Raw genomic sequence first — 19,019 nt, 5'->3', positions numbered from 1 at the left:
TTTGGGAATGGTTTAAAGTAAATACTCGTTGGTCATGCCAAAGGCATCCCCTTGGGACAAGACCAACAAGGGCTCGAATGGCTCTTAGTCTAAGCAATCCCCAATTTACAACCAAAATGAAAAACTACCTTTCTTCGGGTGGGATATTCTGATTTTTCTCTACGAGCGGTCGGAAAGCGACTTGATCGACAGGTTTAAACACTACCACCTCTCTTGGCGGGTATTTCTTGAGTCCTGACTTGGGTCTGACTGGTCTTTTTTCAAATCCTCCACCGCAGTTAGGACAGACATTTTGTAGTACTTCATTTACGCAATCTGAGCAGAACGTACATTCATAACTACAGATCATGGCCTCGGTACTTTGAGGCGCTAGTGGTTTATTGCAGTTTTCGCACGTGGATAGAAGGGATAACATAATTCAATCAAGTAGTTAATTCAATATTATTCAATTTAGGAAATATTAGAAATTGATTTAACTAAAAATATAAACCCTTCCAAAGTTCTAAACTTTGGAAGGGCTTAAATGTGATTGAATTGAGAACTTTCCAAAAAAGAAAACTTAGGCTTCAAAAGCCAACCTTCAGCGAGGCATAAAAATTACGCCCGGGTCGTAAGACACCTCCCCAGTCGAGATGTTCCCGATAGCTTTCGTCCAGAAGATTCTCTATGCCTAAAGAGGCTCCTAAACTGATTTTGTCTAATGACCAGTCTTTGCTGGCACGGAGATGCAGCAACTGATAAGCCGGAGTAGCAATTTCACCTGTATTTTCACTGATTTGGTTTTGAGCCATGGACCATTCTCCTTCAGCTTGAATTTTGAAACCTTTCACTCGGCCTACGACAGTCAAGTTATTTTTGAGTGGAGGAATCAATGGCAATGGTGTGCCATGACCATCAGTGGCGTATGTAGCCTTCACAGAATAAAGTAACTGAACAGACTTAGAAGCACTATACAAAACCTGTGCATCAAACCCTGAAAATGTCACTCCATCCACATTTTCATATACTTTTACCCCCTTGGCCCCAATGGTCATAGCATCCAGCGAATTGTCGATATACCCAATGATATAGTCATTAAACCAATAGTGAAAACCACTGACGTTTAGCTCCAGTTTTTCTATTGGTTGGAATTTGAATGAACCGGTGAGTTGATAGGAGCTTTCCTTTTTGATTCGAGGATTTCCCACATAGTCATATCCATCAAAATTGTTGTACAAATAGAAACCATACATCTCAGACACAGACGGCAACCGCTCGCCATAGCTGCCCCCAATTTTTGTAGAGAATTTGTCCGTCCACTCATAATTCAATGTGACACCAGTATTCAATACAAAATGATTAACAGAAAAGTCATCTTCATCATATCCAAACACGGCAAACTGTCCTTTGCCCATTTGGCTTTTCATTTGAGTGAAAGCTTGTTCTCCACGAAAGCTGAGCTGAGTAGTTAGTTTGTCCGTTGTTTGCCACTGATCAGCAAGGAAAAGACCAATGTCCTGTCTGTCTACATCTGGCCAAGTAAGCATGAACATATCCCGTTCGTTAGGAATAAACATGGTCATTTCGGCATAAGCATTGGTAGCATAGCCATCTAACTTTGTCTGCAAGGTATGGACTCCGTGTTGTGCGCTAGCTTGTGCGTAACCACCATATGTTTTGGTGTCTCCAGGCATGTCCATACGAACAGGTACATCCATGCGTTTGGAGTCATCCATCAGATGATCAACAGCATTTGCATAAGCTTTGAACTCAAGTTCTGAAAGCCAGTTTACCGGTTCAAATATCGTATAACTAATGGCTCCTATTTTAGCTTTAGCAAAAGCCACATCCATGGGTAAACCTGGATATCCAATGTCTCGAGCATCATCGATCAGAATGTCGAAATTGATCAAGTCGTTTCCCTTCATACGATAAGCTCCACTTAGTGAATAATTGAATTTCTTATAACCAGATGGATACACTTCATTGCCATTGCCGTCGGTATAGTCTTGATAGTTTCTATAACCACCATTCATTCTAATGGCCAATTTGTCTGTACCATAACTCAGACTAGCAGACTGACTAAATCCATTGGATACAGATTCATAGCGCGAATTCAAACTACCACTTAATGCATTATTGAATCTAGGGCGTTTCAACTTAAAATCTACTGCTCCGCCCACTGTACTTCCATGTGCACTTCCCGCCCCTCCTTTTTCAATCACTATACTTTCCAGATTGTTGGGTTCGACATAAGATGACACTGGATCCATCTTATCAGTACACGCACCAAACATGCGCATGCCATCTATAGCCACATTAACCTGGCCACTGCTCAAACCATTGATCGTAGGTTCCCAGGCGTAATTTCCTCTTCTGATCATACTCATTCCAGGTAATCGGGACAGCACTTCTTCTGTACTATTCAAAGGATTATTTTTATAAAAACCAAAAGCAGCAGACTCATCAGAATGCCTAGTCTCAGAAAGTTCCAGGTCATCCAGCCACACTTCCATTCCTATATAGGAATCACTCTGAATAGAATCCAACCAGGCCTCTTGAGAGATTTGAGCTTGGGTAGCTATTACAGTCAAAAAAATCAATAAAGGAGTTAAAATATGCTTCAGCATGGCCATATGAAAGCCTCATGGAATTCATGAGGCTTTCTTTAAGTTTATAAGACTACTTCAAACAAATCTTCCAAAATGACGGTATCTCCATCTTTCACTACTACATTGATTACCCAATCGCCAGTCATAGTGAAATTCACTGTACCCTTGTAATGTCCATTTCCTTCGTGAGTTGGATTAACATTGTTCGGTGACCCATGACCCATGGCAGGCATTTCAGGCTCGATTTCGATCGTTAGATTTTCAACTGCTGGCCAGCTCATCATAGTCTCACGCTTATGCACAGTAAACTCTATGTCATTGCTATCGACAGCAAAATCTGGATTATCAATCATAGTTATAAAATAGCTAGTTTCTTCACTTTTCACTGATTTCAGTCTGGTTGGTTCAGGAGCTGCTACCGTTACCGGAATAGATACTTCACCTTGGAAATCAGAGTCCATTTCCATGACACTAACATCAAGTGTCCAATTGCCCATGGTCGATGGCATCACGAATACCGTAGCGAATGATTGAAGCATATCCATGCTGGCATCATGCTCCTCAGCTTCGAACGGAGCACTGTGCATCATGTCCATTTCTGTCATGTGCATCATTGGTGTGATGCTCAAATGAGCATTACTCAACCACTCACCGTCATTAGTATATAGGCCCAACGAAAAATCATTGTATCCAACTATCGGGCTCATTCCTTCTTCCATATACATGACTACTTTGTAATCTGAATCTGGTACGGCTATTGAAGCTACTTCTACCATGTTATCAGCTGGATTCATGATTTCGTCATCATCAGAACAAGCTTGTACAAGTACTAAAACAACTAATAAAAATATGTTATGTAAAGTTTTCATCGTTTGAAAAATTGTGTCGTAGCGATATTATTAATCGCACTTCGTTTATTAAAGAATAAATAATTTGTGACTTTCTCTTATACAAAGAGAAGTTCTAGATACTCCCTATGAGTAGGAGATTTAAAATGTGAAAACGGTTGTCTAATTAGACAATATCAAACGATGGGTGGGTGAAAAACAGAAGCCAAATATCCTTTGATGACATCTGGATCTTCTGCTGATTTTAATGAAACAAAATCAGTATTGAAAAAACCATATTTGGTTATCTCTTGTACATTCATCAGTTCAATTTTACTTAGCTGGGTTAGCTGCTTAGCCCGATGCTCCTGGCTGTCATGCATCTGATTTTTGAGTTTGGTCATCAAGAAACACTTACCTTGACATTCCAGCTCAGGTCGATCTTGGTTTTCACAAAGATAGGTGGATATGTAATCCCTATTCATTGCAAAATCAACAACTGTCCAAGTACACAAGATGGGCTTGTACATCATGACTGAAATGAGCAATATGGAGATTAACCGCAATGGCATGATGCAAATGTAGATAAGTATCTGAATTGAATCATGATTTAAGTCATAGTTTTAGATGAAATTGATCGTCAATGACTAGATTCACAATTGTTAAAAAAATTCTATATATGTCATTATCCCCATTTCAAGCTCGATACAGAAAACGCATGCTCAATGCGTGGATATTCCGATCCTTTTTATTTTTCAAAATTCCATTAGGGTGGGCTTCCGGCATGAAAGTAATTGAACTAGAAGCGGACCATGCTACAACAACAGTAGCTCATCGTTGGCTCAATCAAAACCCATTCAAGTCGATGTATTTTGCAGTGATGGCTATGGCAGCTGAATTGTCTACCGGAGCACTGGCACTCATGGCCATTGAGGGAAGTAAGCCAAGTATCGCTTCTATCATAGTTGGAATGGACGCCGAGTTTGTAAAAAAAGCTACTTCAAAAGTAAAATTTACTTGTTGCGAAGGGAAAAATGTTTTTGACGCTGTCGCAAAGTGTAAGGAATCTGGAGCCTCAGAAACGGTAAAATTGAGAACAGAAGGGAAAACTGCTGATGGAACATTAGTAGCTGTCTTTCACTTTACATGGTCCTTTAAAGTGAGAAAAAAATAAGCCTGACTTAAAAAATTCAAGCCAGGCCTATTTAGGTTAATTTTCATCTTCTATCAGCTCTCCGGTATATGACTCCACCAGGCCTAAAACATCTTCAAAGAAATCTTCAAAATAATTGAAGGCATCTTCTTTGGTTTCATCCTTGAAAATAAGATAAAGTATGTCTTCGGAACCATTATACTCCACATCTGCCACTTTAAAGTCGTTAATCAACAAGTCCAAATCTACCAACTCATTAATCTCTTCCTCAGTAGGGTCCTGAAGGCTAAACAATGCAGATAAATCTGAGGCAGTTACAACAGATAAATGTTCTAGGTGTATACCGGCTGTCAACGACTTGATATCAGTGTCAATATCTATATCATCATATTGGTTATGTGCTAGCTCAACATCTACTTCTACTCCATAACCACATCCCTCTTCATTAGATACTTCCAAATTTAGATTAAACTTAGTATCCACCGGGCTTTCTAATACAATATGGAAATTGGAAGGTTTTAAGAAAATATCAACATCCACTTTGGTTGGCAGAGGCACGTTGCCGGTACCATATACCACTTCATTGATAGACAAACCGACGACTTCTATTGCATCAACTGATAGACTTAAGGAGGCTGATGTAGGAAGATAGTAGGTACTATCATCCGTCGTAAACGACTTGTCTGTATAATTATCTAATACCAACACAGCATTGTTAGCTGCATTCTTTGAGGTTGGGAAATGCAATTCAATTTTGGAGGTAGAACTATTGGTTTCGGTCCAACTACTGTCAGATTTATTGAATTCGAATACACCTCCTATATCACTCATCACAAGTCTGAATGACTCCTCTTCGTCTCCGGTGTCTATGGTTGATCCCAAGTTTTCCATCACGGCATTCATCCACACTTCATCAGGCGTATCACCATTACTCAATTCCATCATGTCGTCGAGAATAGTACCTATGGCATCGCCATTTTTCAGATTTCTAATACAATTGTAGGTTCCATCTAGTGCACTTTGAATGTGCGTCTTGTCTTCTTCTACTGTGGTTTCATCACAGACATCTCCGATTCCATCTTCGTCAAAGTCCTTTTGATCTTCATTGGGAGTTTCCGGGCAATTGTCTAAATAATCTAAGATTCCATCTTCATCAGTATCACCCTCACAGACATCTCCGATACCATCGTCATTGGCATCGGCCTGATCCGGGTTGGATAATCCCGGACAGTTATCGACAGAATCTTCAATTCCATCGCCATCTTCATCTGGCAAATCGCCTGATTCATCTGCATCACATGATTGAAAAATTAGCGCTGAGCATAAGACATATGTGCTCCATCGCAGAGTTAGTTTTGGGAAGTGCTTCATTGTTCCTTTCTTTAAATAAACTGCCGCTGGTTATGTAAATATAACTATTTCAACATTAATTTATATTATATGAAAGGATCTAAATGTCTTTCAGCAGTTTGTTTTCCTTTTGATTTTTCAACGTCCTTATTTAACTCTTTCAAGGACTGTGATATTTCCTGCAGGGCCTTGACTTTAGAATTGTGAAGAGTTGCATCCCCGTCTTCATTCAACTTTTTGTATACCCAATTGATATCTATTTGGTTGATGTCCAAAGCTGGCTAATAGACGTAGTTAACTCCTTTATCGCTCAAACTCCTAACTAAAACACCTGCATGAACTAGTTTGTTTACTGCATTACTTACAAATCGGTGAGGGATATCTAGTTTAATAGACAACTCCCTTTTGGTCCATTGATGTTCGTCTTGTTCAAATGACTTTACAATTGTGTGCACAATCAAGAGAGCAATTTTATTCTTTTCTGCTATGCTATACCTAATATTTGTTTCATCTGGAATGTACTCATCGGACTTTTGAATGGCAAAAGACAATTCGCCGCCAATGCATACGATAATCCAACTGAGTTGACAGAATATGAAAAATAAAGGAAGCACAGCAAGGCCGCCATATACGGCTCCATAATTGCTCATTAAAAAAGAAAATGTGATAAATCCTTTTTGCACTAATTGAAACATGGTTCCGGCAATGACACCCGCTATTAAGCCATTGATCAATTTCACCTTGGTATTTGGTATGATAACGTAAATCATGGTAAACAACAGCCAAATCAGCACGTATGGTGACAGCTTAACGAAGAATGCAGCAAGTGGCGTAATTAGGGCTTCAATTTCGCCATTTTGTCCAATTACCTTCAATTGATTTTGTACAAAAAATGTGACTCCGCTTGAAAGTATGATCAGTATGGGTGAGATCACTAGCAAAGCCAGGTAATCAGTAAATTTCCTGATTAAATTCCTACCTTTTTGTTTTCCCCAGATACTATTGAATACCACTTCTATATTATTCAAAAGCTTCATCACTGTGAAGAATAATACGACGATGGAAACACCTATGATCACACCTCCTTTTGCATTAGCCAACAGGTTATGAGCAAATTCAAATATTGTTTCTTTTACGACTTCCTGACCGAGAAACATTTTGTCCAATTCATTGCGAATGATATTCTCAATCCCAAACCCTTTGGAAATACCAAATATCATGGCTACCACAGGCACTATGGAAAGGATAGTCAGGTAAGTCAGGGCAGATGCCTGAAGGACAATGTTGTCTTTTTTGAATTCTTTTGCAGTGATGACAAGGACTCTGACCACCCTAAGCCAAAAACCCCTCCACCCTTTGGCTTCTGTGGCTATCCAGATTTCACTTTTGACAAATTTAGAAATTGCCTTGATCTTCGTTATTAAGCTCTTCACGGCTAAAAGATACTATATCTTTTTGTTAAGCACATTCTTGTCGTAGAGATAACTAATGATTCCATCTTTGAGCCCTACATCTGGCACCATGATCTTTTTGGCACCAGCTTTTTTCATAATCGTAATATAAATCTCAGAAGCGGGAATAATCACATCAGCCCTGTCTTCATTTAGTTTGAGGTTCACTATACGTTCTTCATATGGCATATTCTTTAATATATGGAGCTCTTCTTCCAACTTCTTGATGCCAATATATTTGCCTTTCTCCTTATTAGTCAACTCGTAAAGTTTACGAATGTTTCCTCCTGTGCCTATGGCATTAAAATGTGACCCTTTGCCTTTGTGTTCTTGAATCCACAGTAGCATTTCATCCCATGTGTCCAGGTGTTCCGATTTTTTCAAAAGACGTACAGTTCCAATTGGAAAAGATTTCGAGATCACTTTTTCTTCTCCATGGTAGATGGTGAGTTCTGTACTACCTCCACCGACATCTATATGTAGATACTGTTCTTCGGTTTGGAGATTGAATGCAATCACTCTATTAATAAGCTCAGCCTCCAAATCACCACTAATGATATTAATGTCTAAATCACAGGCAGCCTTTACAGCCTGAACTAAGGCATTACCATTATCTGCTTCTCGCATAGCTGAAGTTGCGCAAGCATAATATTCATCAACCTGATAGAGATCAATCATATTTTTGAAAGCCTGCATCAATTTGACAAACTCGCGAAATTTTTCGTCTCCAATTTGGTTGTTTTCAAATACATCCGAGCCTAATCGTAATGGGAAACGAATGTATTGAAGCTTTTTAAATATCGTTACCCCATCGTAAGTAATCGGGCGGTTGATTTGGAGCCTTACGGCATTCGAACCAATATCAATGGCTGCTAGTATCATTTATTCAGATTCTTGCCCTTGCCCCATTAAAAAGGCTTTGATGTAATCCTCCAAGTCACCATCCAATACATTCTGCACATCTGTTCGCTCCACACCTGTACGAGCGTCCTTTATCAATTTATAGGGGTGTAAAACATAGTTTCTTATTTGGCTTCCAAAATCGATTTTCATTTTGCTGCTTTCTATCTCGTCGCGCTTCTCATTACGCTTATCCACTTCGATTTGATAGAGGCGAGATTTCAGCATCTTCATGGCATGCTCCTTATTCGCTAACTGAGATCGCTCAATTGAACAAACAATTACAATCCCAGAGGGCTTGTGTGTCAATTGCACCTTGGTTTCTACTTTGTTTACATTCTGACCTCCGGCTCCACCAGATCGAGATGTTTGCCATTCGATATCACCTTGATTTACTTCAATTTCTATCGAATCATCTACAATTGGATAAACATAAACAGACACAAAAGAGGTATGTCTCCTTCCTCCAGAATCAAACGGAGAAATCCTAACCAATCTATGAACACCGATTTCAGACTTCAAATATCCATACCCAAATTGTCCATCGAATTCCAATGTAGCCGACTTTACTCCTGCAGTTTCACCTGCCTGGTAGTTCAATTGTTTTACGGAATAGCCATTTTTTTCTCCCCACATGATGTACATCCTCATCAGCATGGAAGCCCAATCCATACTCTCGGTTCCTCCGGCACCAGGGTTTATCTCCATCACAGCACCGAGTTGATCCTCCTCTCCACTCAGCATGCGTTTGAATTCTAACTCTTCTAATGCTACAATAAATTTGTTGTACTCAGCATCGATCTCAGACATTTCTACTTCATCCGCTTCATAAAACTCATAAAGCGTTTCCAAGTCTTCGCACATAGCATTGACTTTAGCAAAACCATCCGTCCAAATTTTCTTGGCTTTGATTTGCTTCAACATCGCTTCGGCTTGTTTTGGATCATCCCAAAAATCGGCTTGAGTAGTGATAGATTCTTCTTCTTCTACTTCTTTTACTTTGATATCATAGTCAAAGATAGCCCCGGAGATCACTCACTCGGGCCTTTGCTTCTTTCAATTGATCTGATGTCATTGAATATGGTTTATTTAAATGGTTGGCAAATTTATCAAACCATTGCATTTCCATTCATGTATTATTGACTTTTTCATTCGAGACATACTAGTTTATCTTTTTCATTTGGATTAATTTTGCGGTCCGCCTTTTCTCAAATTATACAACCAGAATTAATATTTCGTATGAAAACTCTTTTTGAAGCAGAAGACGCTATTTTCCAGTTTGATGAAGACCATACAACTTTTCAGTTTGGATGGAAAGGCACCGTAGGATTACCATCGATGCAAAAAGTCATGCGTATGGCTTCTGAAATTGCCAAAGAACATGAAAATGTACATTGGCTCGTTGACAGACGCGCATTAGAAGGTTATGATGCCGAGTGCAGAATTTGGATTAAAAACGAATTTGTAAATAAGGAAGGCACCGACATGCTGAAGAAGATAGACAAAATAGCAGTGCTTGAATCTGATTCTCCGATGGCAACCATTTCTTCTAACGTACTAGCTGAAGCCATCAAAAAAGTAAACCCTTCAATAGAATCTAAAGTCTTTGATTATACTCAACCGGCGTCTAACTGGCTCGCAGGAATTGTAGTAGAAGCACCAGTCGTTGATAAAAAATCAAAGCTTAAAAGGCTTTTCGGTAAGAAATAAGATTTCAAACCAAGGACATAAAAAAAGCCATCTTGATTATTATCAAGATGGCTTTTTACTTTCAATCGAACAACTAATTATCCGATGGTAATTCTTTTGAATTCAGCAACTGTCAACCCTTTGCTCACGCTGTCTAGGTATTGAGAAATATTCATTCCGCTATCCTTTACAAATGCCTGACTTAACAAGGTGTTCTCTTTGTAGAATTTATTCAGTTTACCCATAGCAATTTTTTCCAACATAGCCTCTGGCTTGCCTTCTTGTCTCGCCTGATCTTTTCCGATCTCGATTTCTTTCTCCACTACAGAAGCATCTACACCGTCCTTATCCAAAGCTATTGGATTCATCGCAGCGATTTGCATTCCTACATCTTTACCAGCGCTTATTACGTCAGCACCGTTGGTGTTTTTCAGAGAAACCAAAACCCCTAACTTGCTACCCGCGTGGATATAAGGTACAACAGCCTCACCTTCCATCACTTCATAGGCAACAATGTCAAGTTTTTCTCCAATTTTACCAATCAATTCAGTGATTTTATCAGCAAATGTCAAGTCTCCTTCAGCTTTTAATGCTTTTAAAGCAGCAGCGTCTGCAGGCTTGTTCGTAAATGCCGCAGTAGCCAATTGCTCACCAAGAGCTACAAATTCTTCATTCTTAGCTACAAAATCAGTTTCACATGAAAATGCTACCAATACACCTACAGTGTTATCTTCGTTAGTTTTAACGATTACGATACCTTCGTTAGTTTCTCTATCTGCTCTTGAAGCAGAAACCTTCTGGCCTTTTTTTCTAAGAATCTCGATCGCTTTGTCAAAATCTCCTTCAGCTTCTACCAAAGCCTTCTTACAATCCATCATACCAGCTCCAGTCATCTGACGTAGCTTGTTTACATCTTGTGCAGTAATTGCCATTGTTAATGTATTTTATCTTATTAAAATCTTTTTAAACAAAAATTGAACACCGTCCCGATAGTTATCGGGACAATGTTCAATTGTATATTCTAACACCCAATAACGGTTGTTTTATTCTGCTGTCTCTGCTTTTTCGTCAGCTGCTGCTTTTGCTGCTGCCTCTTCCTGATCCTTCTTCTCGTCTCTATCTTTCTTTCTCTCAGCAAGTGCTTCTTCCATTTCTTTGCCGATGTGACCGATAATCAATTGAATTGATTTGAACGCATCATCATTTGCAGGAATAGGGAAATCCACTTGATTTGGATCAGAGTTTGTATCAACCATCGCGAAAACAGGAATATTCAATTTCTGTGCTTCTTTGATAGCGATATGTTCTCTTTTGATATCCACTACGAAAAGTGCTGCAGGCAATCTTGTCAAGTCAGAAATTCCTCCAAGGACTCTTTCCAATTTGATTTTCTCTCTGCTGATCATCAACTTTTCTCTCTTCGCAAGATTTTTGAAAGCATCATCTTTCAACATCTTGTCCATTGAAGACATCTTCTTAAGAGATTTTCTAATTGTCGCAAAGTTGGTAAGCATACCACCCAACCATCTATCGGTTACGTAAGGCATTCTTAATCTCTTTGCTTCCTCAGTTACGATTTCACGCGCTTGCTTTTTAGTAGCAACGAACATTACTTTTCGTCCTGATTTCACGATCTGCTTGAGTGCATTTGATGCTTCTTCGAGGCATTCAAGCGATTTATGTAGATCTATAATATGGATACCATTCTTCTCCATGAAGATATAAGGCGCCATACGCGGATCCCACTTTCTCGTCAAGTGTCCAAAGTGAACACCAGCATCAAGTAAGTCTTTATGCTTTAATTGAGCCATTAAGTTTACTTATATATAAAAATAAAATATGATTAACGCTTACTGAACTGGAACGCTCTTCTCGCCTTTCTTCTACCCGGCTTCTTACGTTCCACCATTCTAGGGTCTCTTGTCATAAACCCTTCTTTTTTCAATGCTGGTCTGTGCTCAGGATTTACTTCTACCAATGCTCTTGATATAGCTAATCTGATTGCCTCAGCCTGACCTTTATAGCCACCGCCACCAACATTCACTTTGAAATCAAAGTTTCCATCCTCTTCAACCAATACTAATGGTTGCTTCACGATAGTTTGATAGATTTCAAATGGGAAATATTCTTTCAATTCCCTATTATTAATTCTTACCTCACCTTTTCCAGGTGTCATAAACAATCTGGCTACAGATGTTTTTCTTCTTCCAATGGTGTTAGTTACTTCCATCTAGATTATAATTTTATCTCTTTAGGACTTTGAGCTTCGTGCTTGTGCTCAGCGCCTTCATATACAAACAAGTTACCAAACAAGGCTCTACCTAGTCTGTTTTTAGGAAGCATACCTCTCACGGCTCTTTCAACAAGAATAGTGGATGACTTTGCTAACACTTCATTAGGCGTCTGCTCTCTCTGTCCTCCTGGATATCCAGTGTGAGAGATATATTTCTTATCTGTCCACTTTTTACCAGTCATTTTTACTTTGTCAGAGTTGATAACGATTACATTATCACCGCAGTCCACATTAGGAGAATACCCCGGCTTGTGCTTACCTCTTATCATCTTGGCTACTTCACTAGCCAATCTTCCCAATACTTTTCCATCAGCATCTACAACTACCCAGTTTTTACTGGCAGTTGCTTTGTTGGTCATCGCTGTTTTATAACTTATTGAATCCACTTTTTTATCGATTTTTTCTAGTCAAAATCCTACTCCCCTCAAAAAGGGACACAAAAATAGAAGTTTAATTTTTGAAATGCAAAGCCTTGTGTAGAAAAAGACTGAATTACACCAAGTTAAAGACTAAGCTTCATTTAAAACAAAAAAAAACCGGAAGACGAATCTTCCGGTTTTTAATATAATTATGCGAATATCTCGCAAGATTAATCAAATATTAAGGAATAGTGTTGTCCACGTTATATGAGAACTCACCATTCTTGTTGTATTGTAGCCTAGCACTATCAATATCACTAGCATTACCTAATTCATCAACAGCGATCCAAAACAAATCATAACGAGCTGAATCGGTTGACATCAACTTACTCATTGTTTCAGACTCATTTAGCTCACTACTAAAGTCAGCCAATGATTTAGGTCCAGCGTTATGTACTCCTGTAGCAGTTGTATCGCTTTCATATGCCTCTTTCAACAAGTAATGATAACCTGCCACTCCTGCTAATCCAACATCAGTAGATGCGGCTCCTAAAGTAACCCATCTTTGATTACCTACTCCCTCAGGCATTGTAGTTGGCTCCATTGCAGTAGTTGTAGGCACATTCGGCCCTTCTCTATCTATAGTAAAACTACCTAGAGATGCAGCCACACCAACAGCTACTTCGTTTCCAGCCAAATCTAAGAATTCTCCTCCTGTTTTAACATAATTAAAACCATTACCGTGAGAGATACTATCAGGTACCGTCAAAGTAGCAGTCCATGTAATCATGTCTTCAGAGACTAATTCAACAGAATCTTCCTTAGCAGTAGCACCAGCGACCATGTCTCGAGTGTAACCATAGTACACCCAAATCGCTGTATCAGCAGCGTCAGTCATTGCTGCACGAACTGCCTCATTAAAAGATATGGTTGCTGAAACATCCATACCCCAAGATACAGCTCCTGCAGCCATTTGATCAAACGTCTCCATTGCAGGCGCAGTATTATCAGTCGTGTGCATAGCAACCTCTAGAGTATCTGCCTTATCACCACCAAATGCATCAGTAACGATAACGTCTCTTAAGTAGGCCATTGCCGTACCGTTTCCTTCACCACCAGTTACGCCCACGGTGTATTTGTCAGCGCTTCCTGCCAAAGTACCAACCGTTATCAATTTAGCATCGCTTGTTCCTTTCAAACCAAATAAAGGAGCAGAAGCTAAAGGCGCATCAAAAGTGAAAGTTACAGTACCAGTACTATCCTTACTTAAGAAACCATAACTATCATAAGATACAGTCACACCAGCATCAATGCTAGATACTCGTACATCTACATATCCTGTCTGAGATCCAACAGTAGCTGTAACTCTTACGTCTCCAGGACTTAAGAATGTTACACTAGCCGTACTACCACTTCCTGAAATAGATGCCACAGCAGCATCACTTACAGTCCAAGTTGCAGATCCGGCATCTCCTACGCTATACTCCTCAACATCAGTTGGAAGAGCGGTAGTAGCACCAGTCACATATATTTGAGGAATACCTTCCCCAGCAGGTAAATCGTCTTTACATGACACGATGGTCAAAGTAAGTAAAGCAACGATTGCTATATTAAGTATTGTCTTCATTTAATATTTATTTAAAAGTTAGTGATGATTTATTCATTCCTGAGCTCATGTCAAGCTCAGGAATGAAATATAAAGCTATAAATAGCCTCTCATCAAAATTTATGGCATGAACCACAGTTTATCATTCAGTGTATTTGAACCACCATTAGCAGCTGCAAGGTTATCACCATTTGTACCATCCTCAGTATTAGGGTACAACATTCTTGAAGGAATGCCTGTAACACCTGCCACTGCCTCAGCACTTGGAACCAAAGCTGGGTGACCCAATCTTCTCCACTCAGCATAAGCTTCAACACCGTTAGTATAAAGTGCAATCCACTTCTGCTCAGCTATCTCATTTAGCTTATTAGTGCCATAAGAGATAGAAGCGCCATATCCAGGGCTAGAAGCACCGAACTGAGCTACAGAATGATCAATAGCAGCAGCAAAAGCAGCAGCATCGTCACCAGTGATATATCCTCTTACGATAGCCTCAGCTCTGAAGAATTCAAGCTCAGCCATAGAAAACAAATAAGCTGGAGCTGTAGGATCATCCTCAATATTAGTATGAATATCAGACGTTGAGTTTTTCCTTGTAAACGCATCCCCATCACTCAAACCATAAGGCATACCAACGATAACATCAGTACCAGGTGCTGGCATTGCATAAAACTCTAATCTCGGATCAGCCTGTGCATTCATAGCTGTAACCAATTCCTCTGAAATTCTAAAGTCATCTCTTGAAGAAACAACTTTATCCTGATAAAAAGGATTAGATACATCTTGGCTTTCTTGAAACACCAATGCAACATCACTAGTAGGAAGTGAACCACCAAATCCGGCAGCAACAGCAGCAGAATTACCACTTCTCATTCCCATTCTAATCAATAATGCATTTCCAAATGCTTGCCAATCAGCCATATCACCTTCAAACAGAATATCACCAGAAGTGAATCCGTCAGCTGATGTTGTGATACTGTTCACAGCATTAGTCACTGTGCTGATCATACCAGTATAAACAGCTTCTTGAGTATCATATGCTGGGAAAGGGTACTCTCCTGGCTGGAATGCCTGAGAATATGGAATATCACCCCACATATCTGTAATCATTTGGAATCCGAAAGACATGTAAATGTCAATCACTGCCAACTGATTTGCACGTTGTGCATCAGAAAGATTCTCATTTGCTTCTACCAATGCTCTAGCCGCAGCAAGATCATATAGTCCTCCAGTCGGAGCAGCTACATTTTGTCCAGAATAAAGGTTACCCCATCTGAAGTTAAAATCTGATGTAGCAAATGAATAACGTTGCTCTTCAGTATACTCATTTTGAGCCATGTGCTGAACCATTAGTTCACCAAACTCAAAGTTCAAATCTCTATCCCAATAAGTATAGCCAACATTGAATATACCATTAGTTAATAGTGTGCTTGCTGGAACTGCAACTGGAGAGTTAGGATCAGTATTGATCTCATCAAATCCATTTTCACATGCACTCACAAATAGCGTGAGCATAGCAAGTCCTATATATTTTAATTTATTTATTATTTTCATAATCTTCGATTCTAAGCATTAAAGTTTAAATGAAACGTTGAATCCAAATGAACGAGTAGAAGGCACCTGAGCATTTTCAAGTCCTTGTCTGTTACCAGTACCCGTAGCTCCTTGTGGATCCAAGTATGGAAGATCACTGCTCAATACAGCCAAGTTTCTACCAAACGCACCTATAGTCAAATCTCTAATTGGGAAACCACCCATTACATTATTAGGAATTGTATAGCTTATAGAAGCTTCTCTCAATTTAACAAAGCTAGCATCATACACATATGGTGCAGCAACATTCCAGTAAGACTGGAAGTAGCCTTGAGCATCAATAGGAGTAGTGTTTGCACTTCCATCAGCATTAACACCTGGGAAAATGTATCCATTCTCTCTAATGTCTATACCATCTTGCCATACACTCTCAGGAGTCATACCAGAATAGTTAGCCCACTGCAAAGAAGTAGAGTGAACTACTCCACCTTTTTGGAAGTCAATCAAAGCAGAAGCAGAAATACCTTTCCAAGTGAAAGTGTTTCTGAATCCTCCAGTATAATCAGCAATAGCTGAACCTAAGTTAGTTCTGTCATCTTGAGCAATTGGGTTTCCGTCAGCGTCAACCAACACTCCACCGTTTTCATGTCTCTCCCAAGCTTGACCGTAAAGTCCCATGTAAGATTCACCTTTAACAATTCTCAAATCAGCAGCCCAAGTACCGCCCATTGCGATTTCATCAACTCCTTCTGCCAACTTAACAACTTCGTTGTTGTAAGTAGCCATGTTGAAGTTAACATCCCACTGGAAGTCACCTATTTTCACAGGAACCGCGTTGATCATCAACTCAATACCTTTGTTTCTCATTGAACCAGCATTTACCCACTTAGCAGTGTAACCAGTCGCAGAAGAAGAAGCTACTTGCATGATTTGATCATCAGTAGTTCTGTCATAATAAGCCAAATCGAATCCAACTCTGTTGTCCAAGAAGCTCATTTCAATTCCTACTTCAAATTCAGTTGTCAACTCATTAACCAAGTCAGGGTTATTTCTTGTATCCGGAACTGTATATCTAGAGTAAGGTCCAAAGTTTGGAGTCAATGGATTGTAAACGTCATCTAACTGGTAAGCACCAGCATCGTTACCCGCTTGACCAAATGCCACTCTAACTTTACCCATTGACAACCAAGATGGCTGAACAACTTCAGAAAATACGAAACTTGTAGTAGCTGATGGGTAGAAGTAAGATCTGTCTTTCTTGCTCAAAGCTGAAGACCAGTCATTTCTAGCTGTCAAATCCACAAAAACAATGTTTTTGAATCCAAGAGATGCAGAAGCAATAACTGAGTTAATCGCTTTCTGATCTGCATAAGTATCAATTTGAGGAGACTGAACAGAGTTACCCAAGTTCCAGAATCCTGCCAATGACAAACCACCAACAGTTTCGTTGATTGTTCTGTTGTAGTTCTGACGCATGATGTTACCTCCCAATCTAGCATTGATAGAAAGATCATCCAACGTTTTATTGTATGTGATAAAACCCATGTAGTTCATTTCTGCGAAATGACGAGTAGTTTCTCTGTACTCAGACTGATCTACCCCTCCTGGAGCAATACCTTCGTATGCTTGAGAAGAGTAACCATCTCTCATTACTTTACCACTGACTGAAATATCATCAGTGATGTCATAAGTTAATTCCATGTTTCCAAAGAATCTATTACGATTATCATTCTGAAGATTTTGGTAACGTACCCAGTAAGGGTTATCGAAATAGTTTGGCGCATGGTTATAGCTCAACAAGTTGCCAGAAGCATCTTTAGTAATACCTCGAGCATTCCAAGTTTGTTGCGTTACACCATCAGCTAAGGTATAATTTTTCATTCTGTCCATGTCCAATTGAACTTGGTACCATTGAGTAAATGCTTGCATTGGGTTTTTGTTGTCATACCCAGTTACATTTCTACCTTTAACGTCAGTATATACATAAGATCCAGAGAAATTAGCTGTTAATTTCTCGCTCAATTTCTGAGTAGCACCAAATGAGATCGTATTTCTGCTCAAATTAGAATTTGGCAAAATACCATCTTGATTCACATTTGTGTAGCTCAATCTGAAAGATCCATTGTCATGACCAGAAGTAATAGAAACAGAATTGTTCAAAGTCACACCTGTTTCGAAGAAGTCTTTGTAGTCTCCTTTTGCAGCAACCCATGGTCTAGTTTCACCATACTGAGCATTTCCTGGATCCCAAGAATCCCAATGTCTCACGTATCTAGTTCCATCATACTTAGGTCCCCATGAACCATCTTTACCATATGCAGGTGCATAGTTCAACTGTCCATTTTCATAGAATTCGTTGAATCCAGAAGCTGTTGAATAAGATGCACCCCCACCATAATCTCTTTGGTGATCGATCAATCTAAAAGCATTGTCGAATGTAACTGCCGAATTAACGCTTACTCCGATACCGCTACCTTTAGATCCTTTTTTAGTAGTAATAACAATTACACCGTTACTACCTCTAGATCCATAAAGTGAAGTTGCCGCAGCACCTTTCAATACAGACATAGTTTCAATATCCGCAGGGTTTATATCAGAAGCAGAGTTACCATAATCGTAAGAACCGCTACCAAATCCTCTTTGTTGAGAAGAAGTAGCAAAGTTTCTGTTATCCATTGGTACACCGTCAACTACAAATAATGGCTGGTTGCTACCAGTCAAAGAGTTTACACCTCTAATAGTGATTCTTGAAGAACCACCCAAAGCACCAGTAGTACCATTAATTTGTACACCTGCTACTTGTCCTTGTAGTGCATTAACAATGTTTACTTCTTTTGATTTTTCTAGGTCATCTCCTTTAACTTCTTGTACAGAGTATCCCAATGAAGCTTTTTCTCTAGAAATACCCAATGCAGTAACAACAACTTCCGTCAATTGCTGAGCATCTGGCTGCATTACTAGATCAATAACGCTTCTAGAACCAATTTCAACCTCTTGAGTCGCAAGACCCACAAAAGAATAAACTAGAGTTCCACCTTCAGAAGGAACTGATAACTTATAGTTACCATCCAAATCGGTAGTGGTACCGGTTGTTGTACCTTTAAGTACAACCGTCACGCCTGGAAGTGTAGAATCGTCTTCTGCAGACGAAACCTTACCAGAAACTGTCCTGTCCTGTGCGGATGCTTGTGCGATCAAGCCCGATACGAACAAGAAAATCAGTAATAGTTTTCTCATAATAAAATATGGTTTAGTTAAAAAAATAAA

At 39.4% G+C, this 19,019-nt stretch carries 17 protein-coding genes; 2 read left to right on the top strand and 15 right to left on the bottom strand.

The annotated features are described in order from the left end of the window. Window positions 1-124 precede the first annotated feature (124 nt). From ACOQO5_RS17160 to ACOQO5_RS17145, 4 genes are all read right to left on the bottom strand, one after another. Window positions 125-415 (bottom strand): DUF1272 domain-containing protein, encoded by a 291-nt coding sequence (locus ACOQO5_RS17160; RefSeq protein ID WP_420582915.1) that lies wholly within the window; start codon window positions 413-415, stop codon window positions 125-127. A gap of 151 nt (window positions 416-566) precedes the next feature. Further along, on the bottom strand, window positions 567-2,609 hold the full coding sequence (locus ACOQO5_RS17155; protein WP_420582914.1) for a TonB-dependent receptor: 2,043 nt from the start codon (window positions 2,607-2,609) through the stop codon (window positions 567-569). A gap of 44 nt (window positions 2,610-2,653) precedes the next feature. Continuing rightward, a complete protein-coding gene (locus ACOQO5_RS17150; RefSeq protein WP_420582913.1) occupies window positions 2,654-3,460 on the bottom strand; it encodes a FixH family protein in 807 nt (268 codons plus the stop codon). Between the two features lie 155 nt (window positions 3,461-3,615). Continuing rightward, window positions 3,616-3,990: a hypothetical protein gene (locus ACOQO5_RS17145; RefSeq protein WP_420582912.1), complete on the bottom strand. Its 375-nt coding sequence runs from the start codon at window positions 3,988-3,990 to the stop codon at window positions 3,616-3,618. 71 nt (window positions 3,991-4,061) lie between these two features. Between ACOQO5_RS17145 and ACOQO5_RS17140 the strand changes: the two genes are divergently transcribed. Further along, entirely contained in the window at window positions 4,062-4,592 is a 531-nt protein-coding gene (locus ACOQO5_RS17140) for a DUF4442 domain-containing protein (RefSeq protein WP_420582911.1), read from the top strand. A 36-nt stretch (window positions 4,593-4,628) separates the two neighbouring features. Here the strand turns inward: ACOQO5_RS17140 and ACOQO5_RS17135 are convergent, their stop codons facing one another. The 4 genes from ACOQO5_RS17135 to prfB form a co-directional block, all read right to left on the bottom strand. Then, window positions 4,629-5,942 (bottom strand): thrombospondin type 3 repeat-containing protein, encoded by a 1,314-nt coding sequence (locus ACOQO5_RS17135; RefSeq protein WP_420582910.1) that lies wholly within the window; start codon window positions 5,940-5,942, stop codon window positions 4,629-4,631. A gap of 260 nt (window positions 5,943-6,202) precedes the next feature. Beyond that, on the bottom strand, window positions 6,203-7,354 hold the full coding sequence (locus tag ACOQO5_RS17130; protein WP_420582909.1) for a YihY/virulence factor BrkB family protein: 1,152 nt from the start codon (window positions 7,352-7,354) through the stop codon (window positions 6,203-6,205). A 12-nt stretch (window positions 7,355-7,366) separates the two neighbouring features. Further along, window positions 7,367-8,254, bottom strand: a complete 888-nt coding sequence (locus tag ACOQO5_RS17125) for a phosphatase (protein ID WP_420582908.1) — start codon at window positions 8,252-8,254, stop codon at window positions 7,367-7,369. Next, a protein-coding gene (gene prfB, locus ACOQO5_RS17120) for a peptide chain release factor 2 (protein ID WP_420582907.1) occupies window positions 8,255-9,347 on the bottom strand; the annotation gives its coding sequence in 2 pieces (ribosomal slippage) (window positions 8,255-9,286 and window positions 9,288-9,347; 1,092 coding nt in all). Window positions 9,348-9,511: 164 nt separating this feature from the next. Here prfB and ACOQO5_RS17115 point away from each other — a divergent pair. Next, complete coding sequence (locus tag ACOQO5_RS17115; protein WP_420582906.1) at window positions 9,512-9,982, top strand: STAS/SEC14 domain-containing protein; 471 nt, start codon at window positions 9,512-9,514, stop codon at window positions 9,980-9,982. Window positions 9,983-10,059: 77 nt separating this feature from the next. Here the strand turns inward: ACOQO5_RS17115 and tsf are convergent, their stop codons facing one another. The 7 genes from tsf to ACOQO5_RS17080 all read right to left on the bottom strand — a co-directional run bounded on the left by tsf (window position 10,060) and on the right by ACOQO5_RS17080 (window position 18,989). Next, on the bottom strand, window positions 10,060-10,893 hold the full coding sequence (gene tsf, locus ACOQO5_RS17110) for a translation elongation factor Ts (RefSeq protein WP_420582905.1): 834 nt from the start codon (window positions 10,891-10,893) through the stop codon (window positions 10,060-10,062). A 111-nt stretch (window positions 10,894-11,004) separates the two neighbouring features. Further along, the gene (gene rpsB / locus ACOQO5_RS17105) at window positions 11,005-11,772 is read right to left on the bottom strand and encodes a 30S ribosomal protein S2 (RefSeq protein WP_420582904.1); all 768 of its coding nucleotides are present in this window, start codon (window positions 11,770-11,772) and stop codon (window positions 11,005-11,007) included. Window positions 11,773-11,804: 32 nt separating this feature from the next. Continuing rightward, window positions 11,805-12,191 carry a 30S ribosomal protein S9 gene (gene rpsI, locus ACOQO5_RS17100; RefSeq protein ID WP_318170502.1) on the bottom strand — a complete coding sequence of 129 codons (387 nt, stop codon included), beginning with the start codon at window positions 12,189-12,191 and terminating at the stop codon, window positions 11,805-11,807. Between the two features lie 5 nt (window positions 12,192-12,196). Next, window positions 12,197-12,640, bottom strand: coding sequence for a 50S ribosomal protein L13 (rplM, locus tag ACOQO5_RS17095; RefSeq protein WP_420582903.1), 444 nt, complete (start codon window positions 12,638-12,640; stop codon window positions 12,197-12,199). 214 nt (window positions 12,641-12,854) lie between these two features. Then, the gene (locus ACOQO5_RS17090) at window positions 12,855-14,240 is read right to left on the bottom strand and encodes an Ig-like domain-containing protein (protein ID WP_420582902.1); all 1,386 of its coding nucleotides are present in this window, start codon (window positions 14,238-14,240) and stop codon (window positions 12,855-12,857) included. A gap of 99 nt (window positions 14,241-14,339) precedes the next feature. Continuing rightward, window positions 14,340-15,773 carry a SusD/RagB family nutrient-binding outer membrane lipoprotein gene (locus tag ACOQO5_RS17085; protein ID WP_420582901.1) on the bottom strand — a complete coding sequence of 478 codons (1,434 nt, stop codon included), beginning with the start codon at window positions 15,771-15,773 and terminating at the stop codon, window positions 14,340-14,342. Between the two features lie 18 nt (window positions 15,774-15,791). After that, entirely contained in the window at window positions 15,792-18,989 is a 3,198-nt protein-coding gene (locus tag ACOQO5_RS17080) for a SusC/RagA family TonB-linked outer membrane protein (RefSeq protein WP_420582900.1), read from the bottom strand. Window positions 18,990-19,019: the final 30 nt, after the last annotated feature.

Source organism: Reichenbachiella sp., from assembly GCF_965223055.1.
Lineage (GTDB): Bacteria > Bacteroidota > Bacteroidia > Cytophagales > Cyclobacteriaceae > Reichenbachiella.
This window is presented reverse-complemented; position numbering and strand designations above follow the sequence as displayed.